Origin of the sequence: Staphylococcus kloosii (assembly GCF_032139365.1) — a bacterium.
Classification (GTDB): domain Bacteria; phylum Bacillota; class Bacilli; order Staphylococcales; family Staphylococcaceae; genus Staphylococcus; species Staphylococcus kloosii_A.
Genome location: NZ_JAVTDB010000040.1, coordinates 1 through 16,734 on the forward strand (window position 1 = coordinate 1; position 16,734 = coordinate 16,734).

The following is a 16,734-nucleotide window of genomic DNA, read 5'->3' on the forward strand; positions in this document are numbered from 1 at the left end:
CAGTGCGCTAATGCTTCGAATAACAATCTTTCAAACTCATCAGTATCTATTGATAACACGATTGTGCTATTAGGAAAAGCTGACTTAAAATCTGTGAGACTAGCACCGCGTGTAAGTGTACTATCCGTTTCTATTTCGACAAATGCTTCTGCTACTTCAAAACTTTCTGGATGTAATAAATATAACATCGTATAAGCATCGTATATATTTATACCGTATTCAAAATCATCACCACGATAATGTGAAAACAAGTGGTGTAACATATCACCAGTTTCATTTAGTGATTTTAATTTATCAATTTTAGAATGTACTAAAGTCGAACTACGTGCCACATCAAGTCCAATCATAGTTAATGGTAAACCTGAATTAAAAACAATTCGAGCTGCTTCAGGATCACAGTAAAAATTAAACTCAGCAGCTGGAGTAATGTTACCTCTGCTAGCGCTACCGCCCATCATTACTATTTCTTTAATATTGTTTTTTACTTCCGGAAAAGTTTTTAGCAATAAGGCTATATTTGTTAACGGGCCGATAGGAATGATAGTAATAGGTTCGGTACTATTTTTTAACGTTTCATACATTGCAAATACAGCGTTATTAGACGCAAGTGTATCTAAATCTGCTTCTGGAAATAAAAAACCGTCCATACCTGATTCACCATGAACGTCACTTGCGCTAACAATATCTGAGATTAGTGGGTGAGACGCACCGCGATGTACAGGTACATCACTATTAAAATAATTTGTTAGTTTCAAGGCATTTGCGGTCGTTTTTTCTACGCCCACATTACCATTAACAGTCGATATCATTTTGACATCAAATTGAGGATTGTTTAATGCGATACTAATCGCAGCGGCGTCATCTATACCAGGATCAGTATCAATTATAATTGATTGTTTCATTGTTTGCCTCCTATACGTAAAGTTATCTATATAGACTATTATAATATTTTAAGTGATGCGATGTTAATAAAAGGGCAACAAGAACAAAAAAGACTTCTCCGTGATGGAGAAGTCTTTTTCATATTATAGGTGATGAGAGTGTCCGCCTTGCATAACCCAATAAGTACCTATAATAATCACTAAAGTAATAATGATAGCGAAAATTACTTTGAAACTTTGTAAGTTACCGTCTTTACCTTCAGTTAAGTGCATGAACATTAATAATTGTACAGCAGCTTGAACAAAAGCAAAGCCAAAAATAATCGTAATTTTTGCGTTTAATGTCAATGATGTGTATAGAGTAACGAAAACTGCTAAAAGTGTCAGGACGATAGAGGCAATAAAACCTACTGTATGTTTAACTATTGTATTCATCCGCTATACACCATCCCTATCATATATACGGCAGTGAAGATGAAGATCCAAACAACATCTAAAAAGTGCCAGTATAAACTTACTATAAATAATTTTGGAGCATTGTCTTTATTTAATCCACGCATCGCTACTTGAATCAATAAACAAATAATCCAACAAATACCAACTGATACGTGGGCTCCGTGTGTGCCTAGCAAGATAAAGAAACTAGACCAGAAAGAACCGATAGTTGGATTTACGCCTTCTGATGCATAATGGCTAAATTCGAATATTTCGAAACCAACGAATACTGCACCAAGAATAACCGTAATAATCATCCAAATCATCATTAATTTTTGATTTTCTTTTCTCATATAGTAAATGGCAATACCACAAGTATATGAGCTGATTAACAGTGCAAATGTCATAATAAGAACTAAAGGTAATTCAAATAGTTCAGTAGTCATGCGATGCGCATAATCACCACCGTGTTGTAACGTTAATAACGCTGCGAATAACGTACCGAACAATGAAAATTCAGCTGTAAGGAATATCCAAAAGCCAAGTTTATTCAGATTACCTTCGTGCGTACGTGAATCAATAGTGTTTGTATCATGACTCATGACTTACAGCCTCCCTTTCTCTTTTACGTGCCTCGCGTAGTCTAGCTTCAGTTTCTTCGATTTCAGACACATGGATATGATAACCATGATCGATTTGGAAACTTCTATAAATCATACAACCGAATACACCTAACAAGCATATTATAGCTGGAATGATTGTTTCGAAGATTAAGAAGAAACCTCCGATTGTTAAGAAGATACCCATAAAGAAACCGACTGGTGTGTTGTTTGGCATGTGAATTTCTGAGTAGTTATGATTGTCTAAGTAGTGACGACCATGTTCTTTCATATTTACAAACGTATCATAGTCATTCCAATCAGGAGTGACAGCAAAGTTATATTTAGGAGGCATTGCAGATGCCGTAGACCATTCTAAAGTACGGCCTAATCCATCCCAGTTGTCACCAGTTGCTTCACGAGGTGAAGTAAAGTGACTGTATACAATGCTTGCTACTAGGAACATAAAACCAAGTGCCATTAATAATGCACCTATTGATGAAATTACGTTTAGTAACCACCAACCGTCTTCTGGCATATAAGTATATAGACGACGTGGCATACCATCTAAACCTAATACGAATTGTGGTAAGAAACAAACGTTAAATCCAATCATAAATAACCAGAAACACCATTTGTTAAGCGTTTCGTTTAATTTATAACCCGTCATCTTAGGATACCAGTAAATTAAACCGCCGATACATGCGAATACAACACCTGTTACGAGTGTGTAGTGGAAGTGTGCCACTAAGAAATACGTATTATGGTATTGGTAATCGGCTGCTGCCATTGCTAACATAACACCCGTTACACCACCTAATAGGAAGTTAGGGATGAAAGCTAGTGACCAAAGCATTGGTGATTCGAAAGATATTCTACCTTGGTACAATGTGAATAACCAGTTAAATAATTTAACACCGGTAGGAATACCAATCATCATAGTTGTAATAGAGAAGAATGAGTTAATCAAAGCACCATTACCCATTGTGAAGAAATGGTGAACCCAAACTAAGAAACTTAAGAATGCAATACCTGCTGTAGCCCATACCATACTTTGATGGCCGAATAAACGTTTACGAGCAAAAGTAGGTATTATTTCTGAATAAACACCGAATGCTGGCAAGATAACGATATAAACCTCAGGGTGCCCCCATACCCAGAAGAAGTTTGCCCAAAGCATTGGCATACCGCCATGTGCAACTGAGAAGAATGCAGTGTCAAAGATTCTATCAGTTGTGAATAATGCTAATGCAACCGTTAATACTGGGAATGCCAAAATAACGATTAATGCTGTAATGAAAGTCGTTACAGTAAACATAGGCATTTCCATAAATTTCATTGTTGGTGTTTTACATCTAAGGATAGTAACGAAGAAGTTAATACCCGTCATTAATGTACCTAGACCCGAAATCTGTATAGCTACTAGATAATAGTTAACACCTGGTCCTGGACTGAATTCGCCTGCGAGTGGAGCATAGTTTGTCCAACCTGCAGCAGGTGAACCACCAACGATAAATGATAAGTTGAATAGTAACATTCCTGAGAAGAATAACCAGAAACTTACGTTATTAAGTACAGGGAAGGCTACGTCTCGAGCACCAATTTGTAATGGTACTACTACGTTCCATAATCCGAAGATAAATGGCATAGCCATAAAGATAATCATGATAACACCGTGCGTACTAAAGATTTCGTTGTAGTGGTTAGACTCTAAAAACTTATTGTCTGGTAAAGTTAATTGAGTACGAATTAATAACGCATCAATACCACCACGTGCGAACATTAATACAGCACAGATAATATACATAGCACCGATTTTTTTATGGTCGATAGATGTGAACCATTCTCTGTATAGATATTTCCATAACTTAAAGTACGTAATTACCGCCACGAGTGCGATAATCATAAATGGGGCACCAATTTGTGCCATTGTGATCATCCAGTTACCGTGTACGAGTAATTGATCCCATGGAAAATTCATTAATGTCCACCTCCATGTTCATGGTCTTTTTTCTCAATTTCAGAAGCTTTTTTATCTTTAGCTCCTTTAGAGATTTTTTCCATTTCATCCATATTATGTGATTCGTTATCTTTGAATTCACTATTGTATGGTTGGTTGTTGCGTAAAATCATTTTCTTCATACCATGACGTTCATAGTTAGCATTTGTAACTTGTGGTTTACGTTTTGGTTGGTCCGGTTTACTTAAGACGTCTTCTTTAACTTGTTTTTCGCTATTAAAGTTAGGGTCTTTTTGTACGTAGTTATAACGTTTATAAGCGTAGAATACGTACTCAGGATCAGCGGCCGGATCAACAAATGCCATGTGCGTACCACTGAAAGTTAGATTTTTGTTTTCAGTCGTTGGTAAAAGTTGCTTGTCAAAAGTATCTTGATCTAATACTTTTTTCTTCTTAGCATCTTTAACCCAGTCGTTAAACTTGCTTTGGCTAACAGAATTTACGTCGAATGTTTGTCTAGCAAATCCTTCACCATTGAAGTTTGAGTTACGACCTCTAAACGTTCCAGTTTTGTCCGCTGTTAACGTCCAATCCATAGTCATACCTGTCATAGCGTATTTTTGACCACCAAGTTGTGGAATCCAGAAACTTGTCATCATGTCCATTGATTGAAGTTTGAACACAACTGGACGATCTTTCGGGATAGTTAAATGGTTAACAGTTTCGATTTTCTCATCTGGATAACTGAAGAACCATTTGTAACCAGCACTTGTTGCGTAAACTACAAGTGGATCATCCTTTTTCTCAGGTGGTTTTTCATATTGATACAATGATTTGACCGTAGGGATTGCTAAAGCAACAACAATTATAATTGGAACAATAAACCATATTGCTTCGATTAATGAATTGTGATGCATCTTACCAGATTCTTTATTATTTCCTAATCTATATTTGATTAAGAATAAAGCGAACATGATAAGTACAACAGCAATGATCACAAGCATGAAGATAATTGAATAAATTATCAAAAACTTCGAGTCGCTTGCCATTGGCCCTTTTGGGTTTAAAACTTCTACATTAGAACAACCACTAAGTAAAATTAGTGAGCCAAATAGTAGAAGCAAAGACTTAAATTTTGACACTTTTTTTGACCTCCTAATACTACAATTGTAGGGCTTACCATCAATTTTAAGATATTCCGCGATATTTACAAGTGTTTGTGGCAAAAAAATTATTGTAAAATTAAAACAACCCCAACAGAATCAACGTCTGGTGGGGGATAAAAGATTTGTTAAAATTATGTGTACATTTTGTGAAAATCGTCAAAATTGAAAGAAACGTAACGAAAGCTGTTATCTAATTGACAAACGTTATCAATTAGAAGGTTTCACAAGTTTTATGTATTTTATTTAACTTCAATATAGCGTACAGATCTTTCAATAGCGCCATTTGAATCTTGAACTTTATATTCTACTTTATATTTACCTTCTTTATTTGTGTCGACATAACCATTGACTTTAATTTTATCTGTTAAATCGCCATCTTCTTTATCAAAAGCGTGGACACCATTTAATAAGTTATAGTCATTGCCTTTTTTCACAATCGTGTCTTTAGCACCTTTTATTTCTGGTATTGAATTATCTGTTGCTTCGGCATTTAAATTAGGCGTTACTAATGTTGCAGACACACCGATAGCTGATAATGATTGTAATAACTTATTCATAACGTTTACCTCCGTATGAAAACTGACTTTAAGTTTAATTTAACTATAGCCTATATTTATAAACAAGACATCGTACTATGGTCCTAAAGTCATCTTAGAATATAAAGTTTAGTTTATTATTAGAGTCTAGTAAATACATGTAACAAATTTTTAACAAAATACGGTGCCAAATTAATATTCTTAAAAGAATTAGGGGGTAAATACACAGCTGCTCATTTTTATGTACGTCTTTGATAAATGTTCTTTTACTATTATTTATATGAAAAGTAGAAAGCGCTACACAATTAATAGAAAGAAAGTTAAAAAAACAAATTAAATTATAGAGAAGTAAGAGTCTAAGACATTATTACTAACTCAAATAAAATAACACCTCATTTTACTGATTTATTCAGAAAAAAATAAGGTGTTATTTTTACAATCAACGATTTTGTTCGTGTATGCTTGCCTAGGGTATGGTTCAAGCCTGTAGTCTCTCACTCATACTATTCCCTCAGGCGTCAGCACTTTGCCAAATCGTTACAAATTTCCATTTTTTTTACAAAAAATAAAACACTTTCATATAATTTAATTAATTACAACAAAAATCAAATTAACGAAGTGCCTTATGTATAAAATTTTGACATGTCACAAATGACTCTACCATTAAATATTGAAATATCGTTTCCAAAAAATGATATTGCTCATTTTGTAAATCAAATTGTAGAATCTATACCTAATGAAGAATTCTACGAATTTAAACACTCACGCGATGTTTTTTCTTATCATCCTAATTTAATATTGAAGATTATACTTTTTCATATACACAATCTATTTTTTTGGAAGAAGAAGCGAAAGCTTTCTTAAAGATAGTAAACGTATGGATTGGTTATCACAAGGATAAACACCATCTTAAAGTACAATAAATCGTTTCAGAATCAGTTCAATTATGGATAAATTACTACAATCATTATTTATCAATTTCAGGAGTCAATTAGTAGAACATAATCTTATTGACGAAGATCGTATATATAGATGGTACTAAGATTGAAGTAAGTGCAAACAAGTATACATTTGTGTGGAGAAAAAACATTGACAGATATAATAGTAAAGTACTTGAACAATTTAAAGAAATATATTGCAATGCGATGCTAAATGAAGTCATTCCAAAATTAAATGAAGAAGAAAATGATAAAATTACTGTTGATACATTGAAAAAATTTACTAGATACAAATAAAAAAATAATGTGTGGGAACGTTTTAAATATATGATACAGAAGTTGCTTTTAAAATCTGAAACTGAAAAAGTCTACAAACAAAGAAAAATGGATGTAGCACCAGTTTTGGATATTTGAAAGCTATTTTGGGTTCACTCGTATGTCATTACGAGGAAAATCCAAAGTAAAACGCGAACTTGGAATTACCTTAATGGCAACAAATATAAGCAAAATGGTAGCGCTATGAGCTATCAAAAAGACTTTGAAAATGAAATACAGTGGAAATTCAATTTTACTAATGAATTTCCACTGTATTTTTACTTTCTAGAACATTTTTGTCCCAGACGTTTTCGCAAAGGCGGAACAACTTTTGTCTCGGCCTATTTTAAATTGTAAGAAATGGTTTTATTTAATCCCTCTGCGCATTTTTTCAGCTAATAAAGTGTTATTAAGTACCATTGTAATAGTCATTGGGCCCACGCCTCCAGGTACTGGTGTAATTGCGCCAGCTATTTCTTTGACGTCATCATAATTAACGTCACCTTTTAATTTTCCATTTTCGTCAGGCGTATTACCGACATCGATGACTACTGCGCCTTCCTTAACATCATCTTTCGATACGATACCAGGTTGACCAACTGCACTTACAATAATATCTGCATTTTTAAGATGACTATGCATGTCTTTAGTTTTTGAGTGCATTATTGTAACTGTCGCATTCTTTTGAAGTAATAATTTATAAACAGGTTGACCGACAATATGGCTACGGCCAATGATGACTGCTTCTTTACCTTCAATGTCAATGTCTGCGTGGTTTAATAATTCCATAATACCTAGTGGCGTACATGGTACAAAAGTTTGCTCATCTATATAAAGTTTACCAATGTTTGTCGGATGGAAACCATCAACATCTTTATCAGGATTAATTGACTCGATTATTTTTTGTTCACTAACTTGTTTTGGTAAAGGAACTTGGACTAAGATCCCACTAACACTATCATCTTCATTTAAACGTTTTAGTTCGTTTAATACTTCTTGTTCAGAAGTAGATTCATCTAAATGTACAATTTCTGAAATCATACCGAGTTTTTCAGCAGCTTTCTTTTTAGAATTAACATAGCTTTGGCTTGCACCGTCATTACCTACTAATATAACTGATAATTTAGGAGTGAAACCTTGCTTTTTCAAGGACTCGACCTCTTCTTTTAAATTCTGTCTATAATCTTGCGCAATTTGTTTACCATCTAATATTTTGGCAACCATAATATAATTCCTCCTTCGAATAACAAACTTTATCTTAACTTTATAACATAAAAAGTAATTAATATTAAGCAAAAGACGTAAATTCAACCCTAAAATTATATTAAAGTTCGATTTTTAATTGAAAATACCTCGCTTTGTTGTTATGCTATATGTGTAATATACATCTTCAAGTACTAATATTTCAAATTTTTGAAAGGGTGTTCAGATTGAAAGTGGCAGTAATTATGGGTAGTTCATCTGATTGGGATATTATGCAAGAAAGCTGCAAAATGCTCGATACTTTTGAAATACCGTACGATAAAAAGGTTGTTTCAGCACATCGTACGCCCGACTTAATGTACGACTTTGCCAATCATGCACGTCAAAATGAATATGACGTAATTATCGCAGGTGCTGGTGGAGCAGCACATCTACCGGGAATGGTTGCTTCAATGACGACTTTGCCGGTTATTGGCGTTCCTATAGAATCTAAAAGTTTAAAAGGTTTAGATTCATTACTATCGATTGTACAAATGCCGGGAGGTATCCCAGTAGCAACGACAGCGATTGGCAAAGCAGGTGCTAAAAATGCTGGTATCCTTGCAGCTAGAATGCTTAGTATTAAAGATAAACACGTTGAAGAGCGGTTAACACAATATAAACAATCTTTAGAAGAGAAAGTGGGGGAAATGCAGCGTGAAATTGACTAACTTACATTTTGGTTCGACGATAGGAATTATCGGGGGTGGCCAATTAGGTAAAATGATGGCACAATCAGCACAAAAAATGGGTTACAAAGTAATTGTTTTAGATCCAGATAAAGCGTGTCCGTGTCAATATGTAGCGCATGACTTCATAAATGCAAGCTATAGTGATATTGATGCATTAAATGAATTAGGTCGCCGTTCAGACGTAATTACATATGAATTCGAAAATATTTCTGCACCTCAATTAAAAGAACTTGTTACTAAATATAATATCCCACAAGGATACGAAGCAATTGAGTTGTTGCAGGACCGTTTAACTGAAAAACAAACATTGCAGCGAGCAAATACACAAATCGTCCCTTTTATACGTGTTTCGGCTACAGACGAACTTGCGCATGCAGTTGAAACGCTCGGCTATCCATTTATTCTTAAAACAAGATTTGGTGGCTATGATGGCAAGGGACAAATTTTAGTAAAAGATCAGACTTTCTTAGATGAAGCACGTCAACTTATATCACAACAAGAATGTGTTGCGGAACAATATTTACAATTGAAACAAGAATTATCTTTAACTGTGACGATTGGTAACAATCAAAGTGTTACTTTTTTTCCATTACAAGAAAATGAGCATAGACAGCAAGTTTTATTCAAAACTGTGGTACCCGCACGCTCTGATAAAGAACAAGAAGCAAGAGATGAAGTTAATAAAATAATAAGTCAAATACATTTTATAGGTACATTTACAGTAGAATTTTTTGTAGACCAACAAAACAATTTGTATGTAAATGAAATAGCACCACGTCCACATAACTCAGGACATTATTCAATTGAAGCGTGTGATTTTTCACAATTTGATACTCATATATTAGCTATAACGGGCCAAGTTTTGCCAAGAGATATCACACTTTTGAAATCTACTATTATGATGAATTTATTAGGAAAAGATTTGGATTTGCTTGAGAATAAATTTAGTACAACGCCCGAATGGCATGTACATATTTATGGCAAAACAGATAGAAAACCTAATAGAAAAATGGGACATTTAACAGTGTTGACAAGTAATATAGAAGAAACTGAAGCAAAGTTAATTAAACAGTTTGAAGGGAGAAACAACTAATGTCGTTGTTATATGAAGGAAAAGCTAAGAGAATTTACTCCACAGCAGAAAAAGGTATTTTAAGAGTAGAATACAAAGATGAAGTAACAGCTGGTAATGGAGCTAAAAAAGATGTTATCGAAGGTAAAGGGCGATTAAATAATCAAATTACTTCGAATATTTTCAATTTTCTTAAGTCTCAAAACCTCAATAGTCATTTTATTGAACAGATTTCAGAAACTGAACAACTTGTTACATCAGTAGAAATTATACCTTTAGAAGTAGTAGTTAGAAATATTGCTGCAGGTTCGATTACTAGACGGTTAGGATTTGAAAAAGGACACATTTTTGAACAACCATTGGTCGAGTTTTTCTATAAAAACGATGACTTAAATGACCCTTTAATCACGGATGACCACGTAAAATTATTAAATATTGCAAACGCTAGTCAAATAAATCAATTAAAAACTGGAGCGTTAGACATTAATAATAAATTAATTCAATTAATGGACAAGATGGAACTGCGTCTAGTTGATTTCAAAATAGAATTTGGCATTACGAGCGATGGTGAAATTATTTTAGCAGATGAAATTTCTCCAGATACTTGTCGCATTTGGGACAAATATAGTGATACAAATTTTGATAAAGATGTATATCGAGAAGACAGAGGTTCAATTATTGAAACGTATCAAACATTTTTAAATAAATTGGAGGCATTATCATAATGAAAACGATTGAATTGCATATTACGTTACAACCACAAGTATTAGATACTCAAGGACAAGCACTTAATCGTGCTGTACATGACTTAGGCTATACGCAAGTTAATAATATTAGAGTAGGTAAATTATTATATATGACAGTAGACGAAGCAACTGACGAAGCAGTACATAATGTTGTTGTCACTTTAAGTGAAAAACTATTTGCCAATACTGTGATTGAAGAATATAGCTACAAAGTGGTTGAAGAAGGAGAGAAAGCCTAATGAAATTTGCAGTATTGAAATTTCCAGGATCGAACTGCGATCGTGATATGTACAATGCGGCCGTTAAATCAGGCGTTGATGTAGAATATGTAGACTATCGTGAAACTTCTTTAAATGGGTTTGATGGTGTATTAATTCCTGGTGGGTTTTCATTTGGTGACTACTTAAGATCAGGCGCAATGGCTAGTGTAGCTCCAATTATTACAGAGGTTAAACGATTAGCTGTGGAAGGGAAACCTGTTTTAGGTGTATGCAATGGCTTCCAAATATTAACTGAAGTCGGTCTTTTACCTGGCGCGTTATTACATAATGACGCACATTTATTCGTCAGTAGAAACGAAAGACTAAAAGTTGTTAATAGCAATACACGCTTTACAAATTTATACGAACAAAATGAAGAAGTAGTTTATCCTGTTGCTCATGGCGAAGGTCATTATTACTGTACACGAACTACATATGATGAGTTGCAAGAAAATAATCAAATTATTTTAACTTACAGTGATAATCCTAACGGATCATATAGAGATATAGCAGGAATAGTAAATAAACAAGGTAACGTTTGTGGTATGATGCCACATCCTGAAAGAGCTTTAGAACAAATATTGGGTACAGACAGCGGTGTTAAATTGTTTGAAGCAATGGTAAATAGTTGGAGGGAACAAAATGTCTAAATTTATCGAACCAAATGCTACTGAAATTAAAACAGAACAATTGTATAAAGATGTAGGACTTAGCGATGAAGAATACGCTAAAGTTTGTGACATTTTAGACAGAGAACCAAACTTTACTGAACTAGGTATTTTTTCGGTAATGTGGAGTGAACATTGTTCATATAAACATTCAAAACCATTTTTGAAACAATTTCCAACTACTGGTGAGCACGTATTAATGGGTCCAGGTGAAGGTGCTGGCGTTGTAGATATTGGTGACGAGCAAGCAGTTGTTTTTAAAGTCGAATCACATAATCATCCATCTGCAGTAGAACCTTATCAAGGTGCGGCGACAGGTGTAGGTGGCATCATTAGAGATATCGTGTCCATCGGAGCTAGACCAATCAACTTGTTAAATAGTTTGAGATTTGGAGAATTATCAACAAAACAAAACCGTCGCTTATTAAGAGGTGTCGTTGCAGGTATTGGCGGTTACGGTAATTGTATAGGAATTCCAACGACTGCTGGTGAAATCGAATTTGACGATAGATACGATGGTAACCCATTAGTAAATGCAATGTGTGTAGGTATTATTGACCACGATATGGTGCAAAAAGGGACTGCCAAGGGGATTGGTAATTCAGTGATTTATGTAGGATTAAAAACAGGCAGAGATGGCATTCACGGCGCGACTTTTGCATCTGAAGAGTTGAGTGAAGATAGTGAAAGTAAACGACCATCTGTTCAAATTGGTGACCCATTCGTCGGTAAAAAATTAATGGAAGCAACTTTGGAAGCTATTAAATATAATGAATTAGTCGGTATTCAAGATATGGGTGCTGCAGGATTAACATCCTCATCATCTGAAATGGCAGCTAAAGGCGGAAGTGGTTTGCATTTGAAATTGGAACAAGTTCCTACACGTGAACAAGGCATTTCACCATATGAAATGATGCTTTCAGAAACACAAGAACGTATGTTGTTGGTTGTTGAAAAAGGAACAGAGCAGAAATTTTTAGACCTTTTTGACTATCACGAATTAGATAGTGCGATAATTGGAGAAGTCACAGATACAGATCGCTTTGTTTTAACATATGAAGATGAAGTATTTGCCGATATTCCAGTTCAACCTCTTTCTGATGAAGCGCCAGTTTATGTTTTAGAAGGTGAAGAACAAGTTTACAATCAAGAAAAAAATAACTATGACAATATTGATGTAGAACAAGTATTTAACGATTTATTGAAACATCCAACGATAGCTTCAAAAAAATATTTATATGAACAATATGATCAACAAGTTGGTGCAAATACAGTCGTTAAATCAGGATTACAATCATCTGTTGTAAGAGTTGAAGGTACGAATAAAGCAATAGCGTCAACGATTGATGGTGAAGCAAGATACGTTTATAACCAACCTTATCAAGGTGGCAAAATGGTTGTTGCTGAAGCGTATAGAAATTTAATTGCTGTTGGTGCGACACCGTTAGCTATGACAGATTGCCTAAACTATGGTTCGCCAGAGAAGAAAGAAATTTATCAACAATTAATAGAATCAACAAAAGGTATGTCAGAAGCTTGTGAAATATTAAATACACCCGTCGTATCCGGGAACGTGTCTCTTTACAACGAAACTAAAGGTACTTCTATTTTCCCAACACCAGTAGTAGGAATGGTTGGTTTAATTGAAGATATTGATTATTTGGCAGATTTCCAACCTCGAGCAGGCCACAAATTATACATTGTTGGTGAAACTAAAGATGACTTTGGTGGTAGCCAAATTGAAAAATTATTATATAAAGATGTGAATCACGAATCAGAGGAGATAGATTTAACACGAGAAGTACAAAAAGGCGAAGCAGTTAAAAAGTTAGTGCGTGATGGTAGAGCATCACATGTACAAACTGTTGGTAAAGGTGGTTTAGCAATCACTTTAGCACGAATGAGTGCATTTTATGATTTAGGTATGGACGTTTCATTATCTCTTACAAATGCACAATTATTTAGTGAAACTCAAGGACGATATGTTGTCGCAGTTAAAGATGATCAATTTATAAATATAGAGGGAGCGATAGCAATAGGTTCGTTTACTGATAATAATAATTTTGTTGTGTCTAATGGACATAGTTTATTGAAAGATAAAGTTTCAAATCTAAAAGAAGTGTGGGAAGGAGCCATTGCTCAATGTATGACTACAAAGGACTAAACGAAGAGTGTGGGTTATTTGGTATTTGGAATCATAATGAAGCGGCACACCTTACTTATATGGGTTTGCAAAGTTTACAACATCGTGGTCAAGAAGGTGCAGGTATAGTAGTTTCAAATAATGAAGAGCTAGTTGGTGAAAGAGGATTAGGCCTACTAACAGAAGCGATTTCTGAACAAGATTTGGAGTCATTAAAACGATATGAACATGCAATTGGTCACGTTCGCTATGCAACTTCTGGTAATAAAGGCATCGAAAATATACAACCATTTTTATATCACTTTTACGACATGAGCGTTGCTGTATGTCATAACGGTAACTTGATTAACGCTCAAAGTTTACGACAAGACTTGGAAGAACAAGGTTCTATTTTCCATTCTTCATCAGATACAGAAGTTATCATGCATTTAATTCGTAAAAGTAGAGCGGCAACTTTTGAAGAAGCACTTAAAGAAAGTTTACGCACAATTAAAGGTGGATTTACGTTTGCTTTGCTAACTAAAGATGCACTTTATGGTGCCGTTGATCCGAATGCTATTCGTCCTTTAGTAATAGGGCAATTACAAACAGGTGAATATGTCTTGGCAAGCGAAACGTGTGCAATTGATGTACTTGGTGGAGAGTTTGTAAGGGACATACATGCCGGAGAATATGTCGTTATTAATGACGAAGGTATACGTATTGAATCTTATACTAATGAAACGACTACTGCCATTTCGGCGATGGAATATATATATTTTGCTAGACCTGATTCAACGATCGCAGGTAAAAATGTACATGCCGTAAGAAAAATTACAGGTAAAAGACTCGCGCGAGAAAGCCCAGCAGAAAATGCAGATATGGTCATTGGTGTACCAAATTCATCATTATCAGCAGCAACAGGTTATGCTGAAGAATTAAACTTACCTTATGAAATGGGATTAGTAAAAAACCAATATGTAGCTCGAACGTTTATTCAACCTACGCAAGCGCTAAGAGAACAAGGCGTTAGAGTTAAGTTATCAGCAGTTAAAGATATTGTGCATGGTAAAAACATTGTTCTAGTTGATGACTCAATTGTACGTGGAACGACCTGTAAAAGAATAGTAAGGTTATTAAAAGATGCAGGTGCAAACGAAGTACATGTTAGGATTGCATCTCCTGAATTTATGTTCCCAAGTTTTTACGGTATTGACGTATCTACGACGGCAGAATTAATATCGGCTCATAAATCACCAGATGAAATAAAAACATATATCGGTGCTGAATCATTATCTTATTTATCAGTAGATGGTTTGATAGAGTCAATCGGTATCGATGAAGAAGAACCTTACAGTGGTTTATGTGTTGAAAGTTTTACTGGAGATTATCCAGCTGGTTTATACGACTATGAAGCACGCTTTAATGCTAATTTAAGTGAACGTCAACAAGCGTTTTTAACTAGCAATAAACAATATTTTGATAGAAAGGGAAATCAATATGTCTAAAGCTTATGAAAATGCAGGCGTTAACATTAATGCAGGATATGAAGCAGTTGAAAGAATCTCTAGCCATGTAGAACGTACGCTGCGTAAAGAAGTATTTGGTGGATTAGGGGGTTTTGGCGCAACATTTGATTTATCACAGTTAAATATGACAGCACCGTTACTCGTTTCAGGAACAGATGGCGTAGGCACGAAGTTAAAGTTAGCAATTGATAATAACAAACATGACACGATCGGTATCGACGTTGTAGCAATGTGTGTGAATGATATTTTAACTACAGGTGCACAGCCGTTATACTTTTTAGATTATATTGCGGCAAATAAAGTGGTTCCTGAAGTTATTGAACAAATCGTTAAAGGTGTTAGCGATGGTTGTGCGCAGACTAATACTGCTTTAATTGGTGGCGAAACTGCTGAAATGGGAGACATGTACCACGAAGGCGACTACGATTTAGCTGGCTTTGCTGTTGGTGCAGTTGAAAAAGACGCATATATTGATGGTTCGCAAGTAGAAGCAGGTCATGTACTTGTAGGATTAAGTTCAAGCGGTATACATTCAAATGGTTACAGTCTTGTTAGAAAAATTATCGCTAATTCAGGCGTTAATTTAAGTGATAACTTTGATGGGGACCGTACTTATTTACAAACTTTTTTAGAACCTACACGTTTGTATGTAAAACCCGTCCTTGATATTTTAAATCAATATAAAGTATATGCAATGACTCATATTACAGGTGGTGGATTTTATGAAAATATCCCTAGAGCCTTACCTGAGGGAGTAACTGCTAAAATTGATGCCACAGCTTATGAAGTGCCGAACATATTTAAGTGGTTACAACAGCACGGTGATATACATGCGGATGAAATGTACAAAGTATTTAATATGGGTATCGGTTTTACATTAGTAGTAGATAAAGAAAATAGCGATGCAATTATAAAAATTGCGCAACAGCACGATATAGACGCTTATGTTATAGGTGAGATTGTGGAAGGCAATGAGCCTATACAGATAACGGGGGTATCAAATTGACAAAAATAGCTATTTTCGCTTCTGGTTCAGGGAGCAACTTCGAAAATATTATGACACAGATTGAACAAGGTTTACTACCTAATATAGAAGTTACAGCATTATACACTGACCAAATAACAGCAAGTTGTATTGAACGGGCAAGACAATTTAAATTAGACGTACATATTAACGAATTGAAAAATTTCGACTCTAAAGAAGATTATGAGCGTAAAATTTTAGAATGGTTAACTTCTGAAAAGGTTGAATGGATTGTCTTAGCAGGTTATATGAAATTAATCGGCACGGAAATTCTTAATGCATATGACAAAAGGATTCTTAATATTCATCCATCGTTGTTACCTAAATATAAAGGTAAAGATGCAGTTGGCCAAGCTTTAAAGAGTGGTGATGATATAACAGGTACAACGGTTCACTATGTAGATAGTGGTATGGATACAGGCGAAATAATTGCGCAACGTACTTGCCCTATTTATTCCGATGATAATAAAGAAAATTTAGAAACACGAATTAAACAATTAGAACATAAACTATATCCCGAAGTAATCGCTGAAATTATTCAATAAGAGG

Annotated in this window: 17 protein-coding genes; 10 read left to right on the plus strand and 7 right to left on the minus strand. The window is 34.7% G+C overall.

Translation table 11 applies throughout. From position 1 onward, the window contains the following. From rihC to RPL90_RS04145, 6 genes are all read right to left on the minus strand, one after another. The coding region (gene rihC, locus RPL90_RS04120; RefSeq protein WP_313545819.1) for a ribonucleoside hydrolase RihC at positions 1 to 902 on the minus strand (902 nt) is incomplete at its 3' end. A gap of 123 nt (positions 903 to 1,025) precedes the next feature. Continuing rightward, positions 1,026 to 1,316 (minus strand): cytochrome aa3 quinol oxidase subunit IV, encoded by a 291-nt coding sequence (gene qoxD, locus RPL90_RS04125; protein ID WP_313545821.1) that lies wholly within the window; start codon positions 1,314 to 1,316, stop codon positions 1,026 to 1,028. Then, positions 1,313 to 1,918, minus strand: coding sequence for a cytochrome aa3 quinol oxidase subunit III (gene qoxC / locus RPL90_RS04130; protein WP_313545823.1), 606 nt, complete (start codon positions 1,916 to 1,918; stop codon positions 1,313 to 1,315). Before qoxC ends, qoxD begins: the two co-directional genes overlap by 4 nt. Further along, positions 1,908 to 3,896, minus strand: coding sequence for a cytochrome aa3 quinol oxidase subunit I (gene qoxB / locus RPL90_RS04135; RefSeq protein ID WP_313545825.1), 1,989 nt, complete (start codon positions 3,894 to 3,896; stop codon positions 1,908 to 1,910). The genes qoxC and qoxB overlap by 11 nt, the downstream gene beginning before the upstream one ends. Then, entirely contained in the window at positions 3,896 to 5,017 is a 1,122-nt protein-coding gene (gene qoxA, locus RPL90_RS04140; protein ID WP_313545827.1) for a cytochrome aa3 quinol oxidase subunit II, read from the minus strand. Before qoxA ends, qoxB begins: the two co-directional genes overlap by 1 nt. A 263-nt stretch (positions 5,018 to 5,280) precedes the next feature. Continuing rightward, positions 5,281 to 5,598, minus strand: a complete 318-nt coding sequence (locus RPL90_RS04145) for an immunoglobulin-like domain-containing protein (protein ID WP_313545829.1) — start codon at positions 5,596 to 5,598, stop codon at positions 5,281 to 5,283. A 989-nt stretch (positions 5,599 to 6,587) separates the two neighbouring features. Between RPL90_RS04145 and RPL90_RS04150 the strand changes: the two genes are divergently transcribed. After that, a complete protein-coding gene (locus tag RPL90_RS04150) occupies positions 6,588 to 6,812 on the plus strand; it encodes a hypothetical protein (protein WP_313545830.1) in 225 nt (74 codons plus the stop codon). Positions 6,813 to 7,196: 384 nt separating this feature from the next. Here RPL90_RS04150 and folD read toward each other — a convergent pair whose 3' ends face one another. Continuing rightward, positions 7,197 to 8,054 (minus strand): bifunctional methylenetetrahydrofolate dehydrogenase/methenyltetrahydrofolate cyclohydrolase FolD, encoded by an 858-nt coding sequence (gene folD, locus RPL90_RS04155; protein ID WP_313545831.1) that lies wholly within the window; start codon positions 8,052 to 8,054, stop codon positions 7,197 to 7,199. Between the two features lie 206 nt (positions 8,055 to 8,260). Here folD and purE point away from each other — a divergent pair, with 206 nt between their 5' ends. The 9 genes from purE to purN are packed head-to-tail and all read left to right on the plus strand — an operon-like array spanning position 8,261 to position 16,730. After that, entirely contained in the window at positions 8,261 to 8,743 is a 483-nt protein-coding gene (gene purE, locus RPL90_RS04160; protein WP_313545833.1) for a 5-(carboxyamino)imidazole ribonucleotide mutase, read from the plus strand. Then, entirely contained in the window at positions 8,730 to 9,857 is a 1,128-nt protein-coding gene (gene purK / locus RPL90_RS04165) for a 5-(carboxyamino)imidazole ribonucleotide synthase (protein WP_313545835.1), read from the plus strand. Before purE ends, purK begins: the two co-directional genes overlap by 14 nt. Beyond that, positions 9,857 to 10,561: a phosphoribosylaminoimidazolesuccinocarboxamide synthase gene (gene purC / locus RPL90_RS04170; protein WP_313545837.1), complete on the plus strand. Its 705-nt coding sequence runs from the start codon at positions 9,857 to 9,859 to the stop codon at positions 10,559 to 10,561. Before purK ends, purC begins: the two co-directional genes overlap by 1 nt. Then, complete coding sequence (gene purS, locus RPL90_RS04175) at positions 10,561 to 10,821, plus strand: phosphoribosylformylglycinamidine synthase subunit PurS (RefSeq protein ID WP_313545839.1); 261 nt, start codon at positions 10,561 to 10,563, stop codon at positions 10,819 to 10,821. The genes purC and purS overlap by 1 nt, the downstream gene beginning before the upstream one ends. Next, the gene (gene purQ, locus RPL90_RS04180) at positions 10,821 to 11,492 is read left to right on the plus strand and encodes a phosphoribosylformylglycinamidine synthase subunit PurQ (protein WP_313545840.1); all 672 of its coding nucleotides are present in this window, start codon (positions 10,821 to 10,823) and stop codon (positions 11,490 to 11,492) included. The genes purS and purQ overlap by 1 nt, the downstream gene beginning before the upstream one ends. After that, on the plus strand, positions 11,485 to 13,674 hold the full coding sequence (gene purL, locus RPL90_RS04185; RefSeq protein WP_313545842.1) for a phosphoribosylformylglycinamidine synthase subunit PurL: 2,190 nt from the start codon (positions 11,485 to 11,487) through the stop codon (positions 13,672 to 13,674). Before purQ ends, purL begins: the two co-directional genes overlap by 8 nt. Continuing rightward, complete coding sequence (gene purF / locus RPL90_RS04190) at positions 13,653 to 15,140, plus strand: amidophosphoribosyltransferase (protein ID WP_313545844.1); 1,488 nt, start codon at positions 13,653 to 13,655, stop codon at positions 15,138 to 15,140. Before purL ends, purF begins: the two co-directional genes overlap by 22 nt. Next, positions 15,133 to 16,167, plus strand: coding sequence for a phosphoribosylformylglycinamidine cyclo-ligase (gene purM, locus RPL90_RS04195; RefSeq protein ID WP_313545845.1), 1,035 nt, complete (start codon positions 15,133 to 15,135; stop codon positions 16,165 to 16,167). The genes purF and purM overlap by 8 nt, the downstream gene beginning before the upstream one ends. Beyond that, the gene (purN, locus tag RPL90_RS04200; protein ID WP_313545847.1) at positions 16,164 to 16,730 is read left to right on the plus strand and encodes a phosphoribosylglycinamide formyltransferase; all 567 of its coding nucleotides are present in this window, start codon (positions 16,164 to 16,166) and stop codon (positions 16,728 to 16,730) included. Before purM ends, purN begins: the two co-directional genes overlap by 4 nt. The last annotated feature ends 4 nt before the right edge of the window (positions 16,731 to 16,734 follow it).

What these genes read in the sequence shown, in the direction of transcription:
- qoxD (WP_313545821.1), bottom strand. Translation starts at nt 1,316, where the DNA reads ATGAATACAATAGTTAAACATACAGTAGGTTTTATTGCCTCTATCGTC.
- purL (WP_313545842.1), top strand. Translation starts at nt 11,485, where the DNA reads ATGTCTAAATTTATCGAACCAAATGCTACTGAAATTAAAACAGAACAA.
- purM (WP_313545845.1), top strand. Translation starts at nt 15,133, where the DNA reads ATGTCTAAAGCTTATGAAAATGCAGGCGTTAACATTAATGCAGGATAT.
- purQ (WP_313545840.1), top strand. Translation starts at nt 10,821, where the DNA reads ATGAAATTTGCAGTATTGAAATTTCCAGGATCGAACTGCGATCGTGAT.
- qoxB (WP_313545825.1), bottom strand. Translation starts at nt 3,896, where the DNA reads ATGAATTTTCCATGGGATCAATTACTCGTACACGGTAACTGGATGATC.
- RPL90_RS04145 (WP_313545829.1), bottom strand. Translation starts at nt 5,598, where the DNA reads ATGAATAAGTTATTACAATCATTATCAGCTATCGGTGTGTCTGCAACA.
- purC (WP_313545837.1), top strand. Translation starts at nt 9,857, where the DNA reads ATGTCGTTGTTATATGAAGGAAAAGCTAAGAGAATTTACTCCACAGCA.
- purF (WP_313545844.1), top strand. Translation starts at nt 13,653, where the DNA reads ATGTATGACTACAAAGGACTAAACGAAGAGTGTGGGTTATTTGGTATT.
- purS (WP_313545839.1), top strand. Translation starts at nt 10,561, where the DNA reads ATGAAAACGATTGAATTGCATATTACGTTACAACCACAAGTATTAGAT.
- qoxC (WP_313545823.1), bottom strand. Translation starts at nt 1,918, where the DNA reads ATGAGTCATGATACAAACACTATTGATTCACGTACGCACGAAGGTAAT.
- folD (WP_313545831.1), bottom strand. Translation starts at nt 8,054, where the DNA reads ATGGTTGCCAAAATATTAGATGGTAAACAAATTGCGCAAGATTATAGA.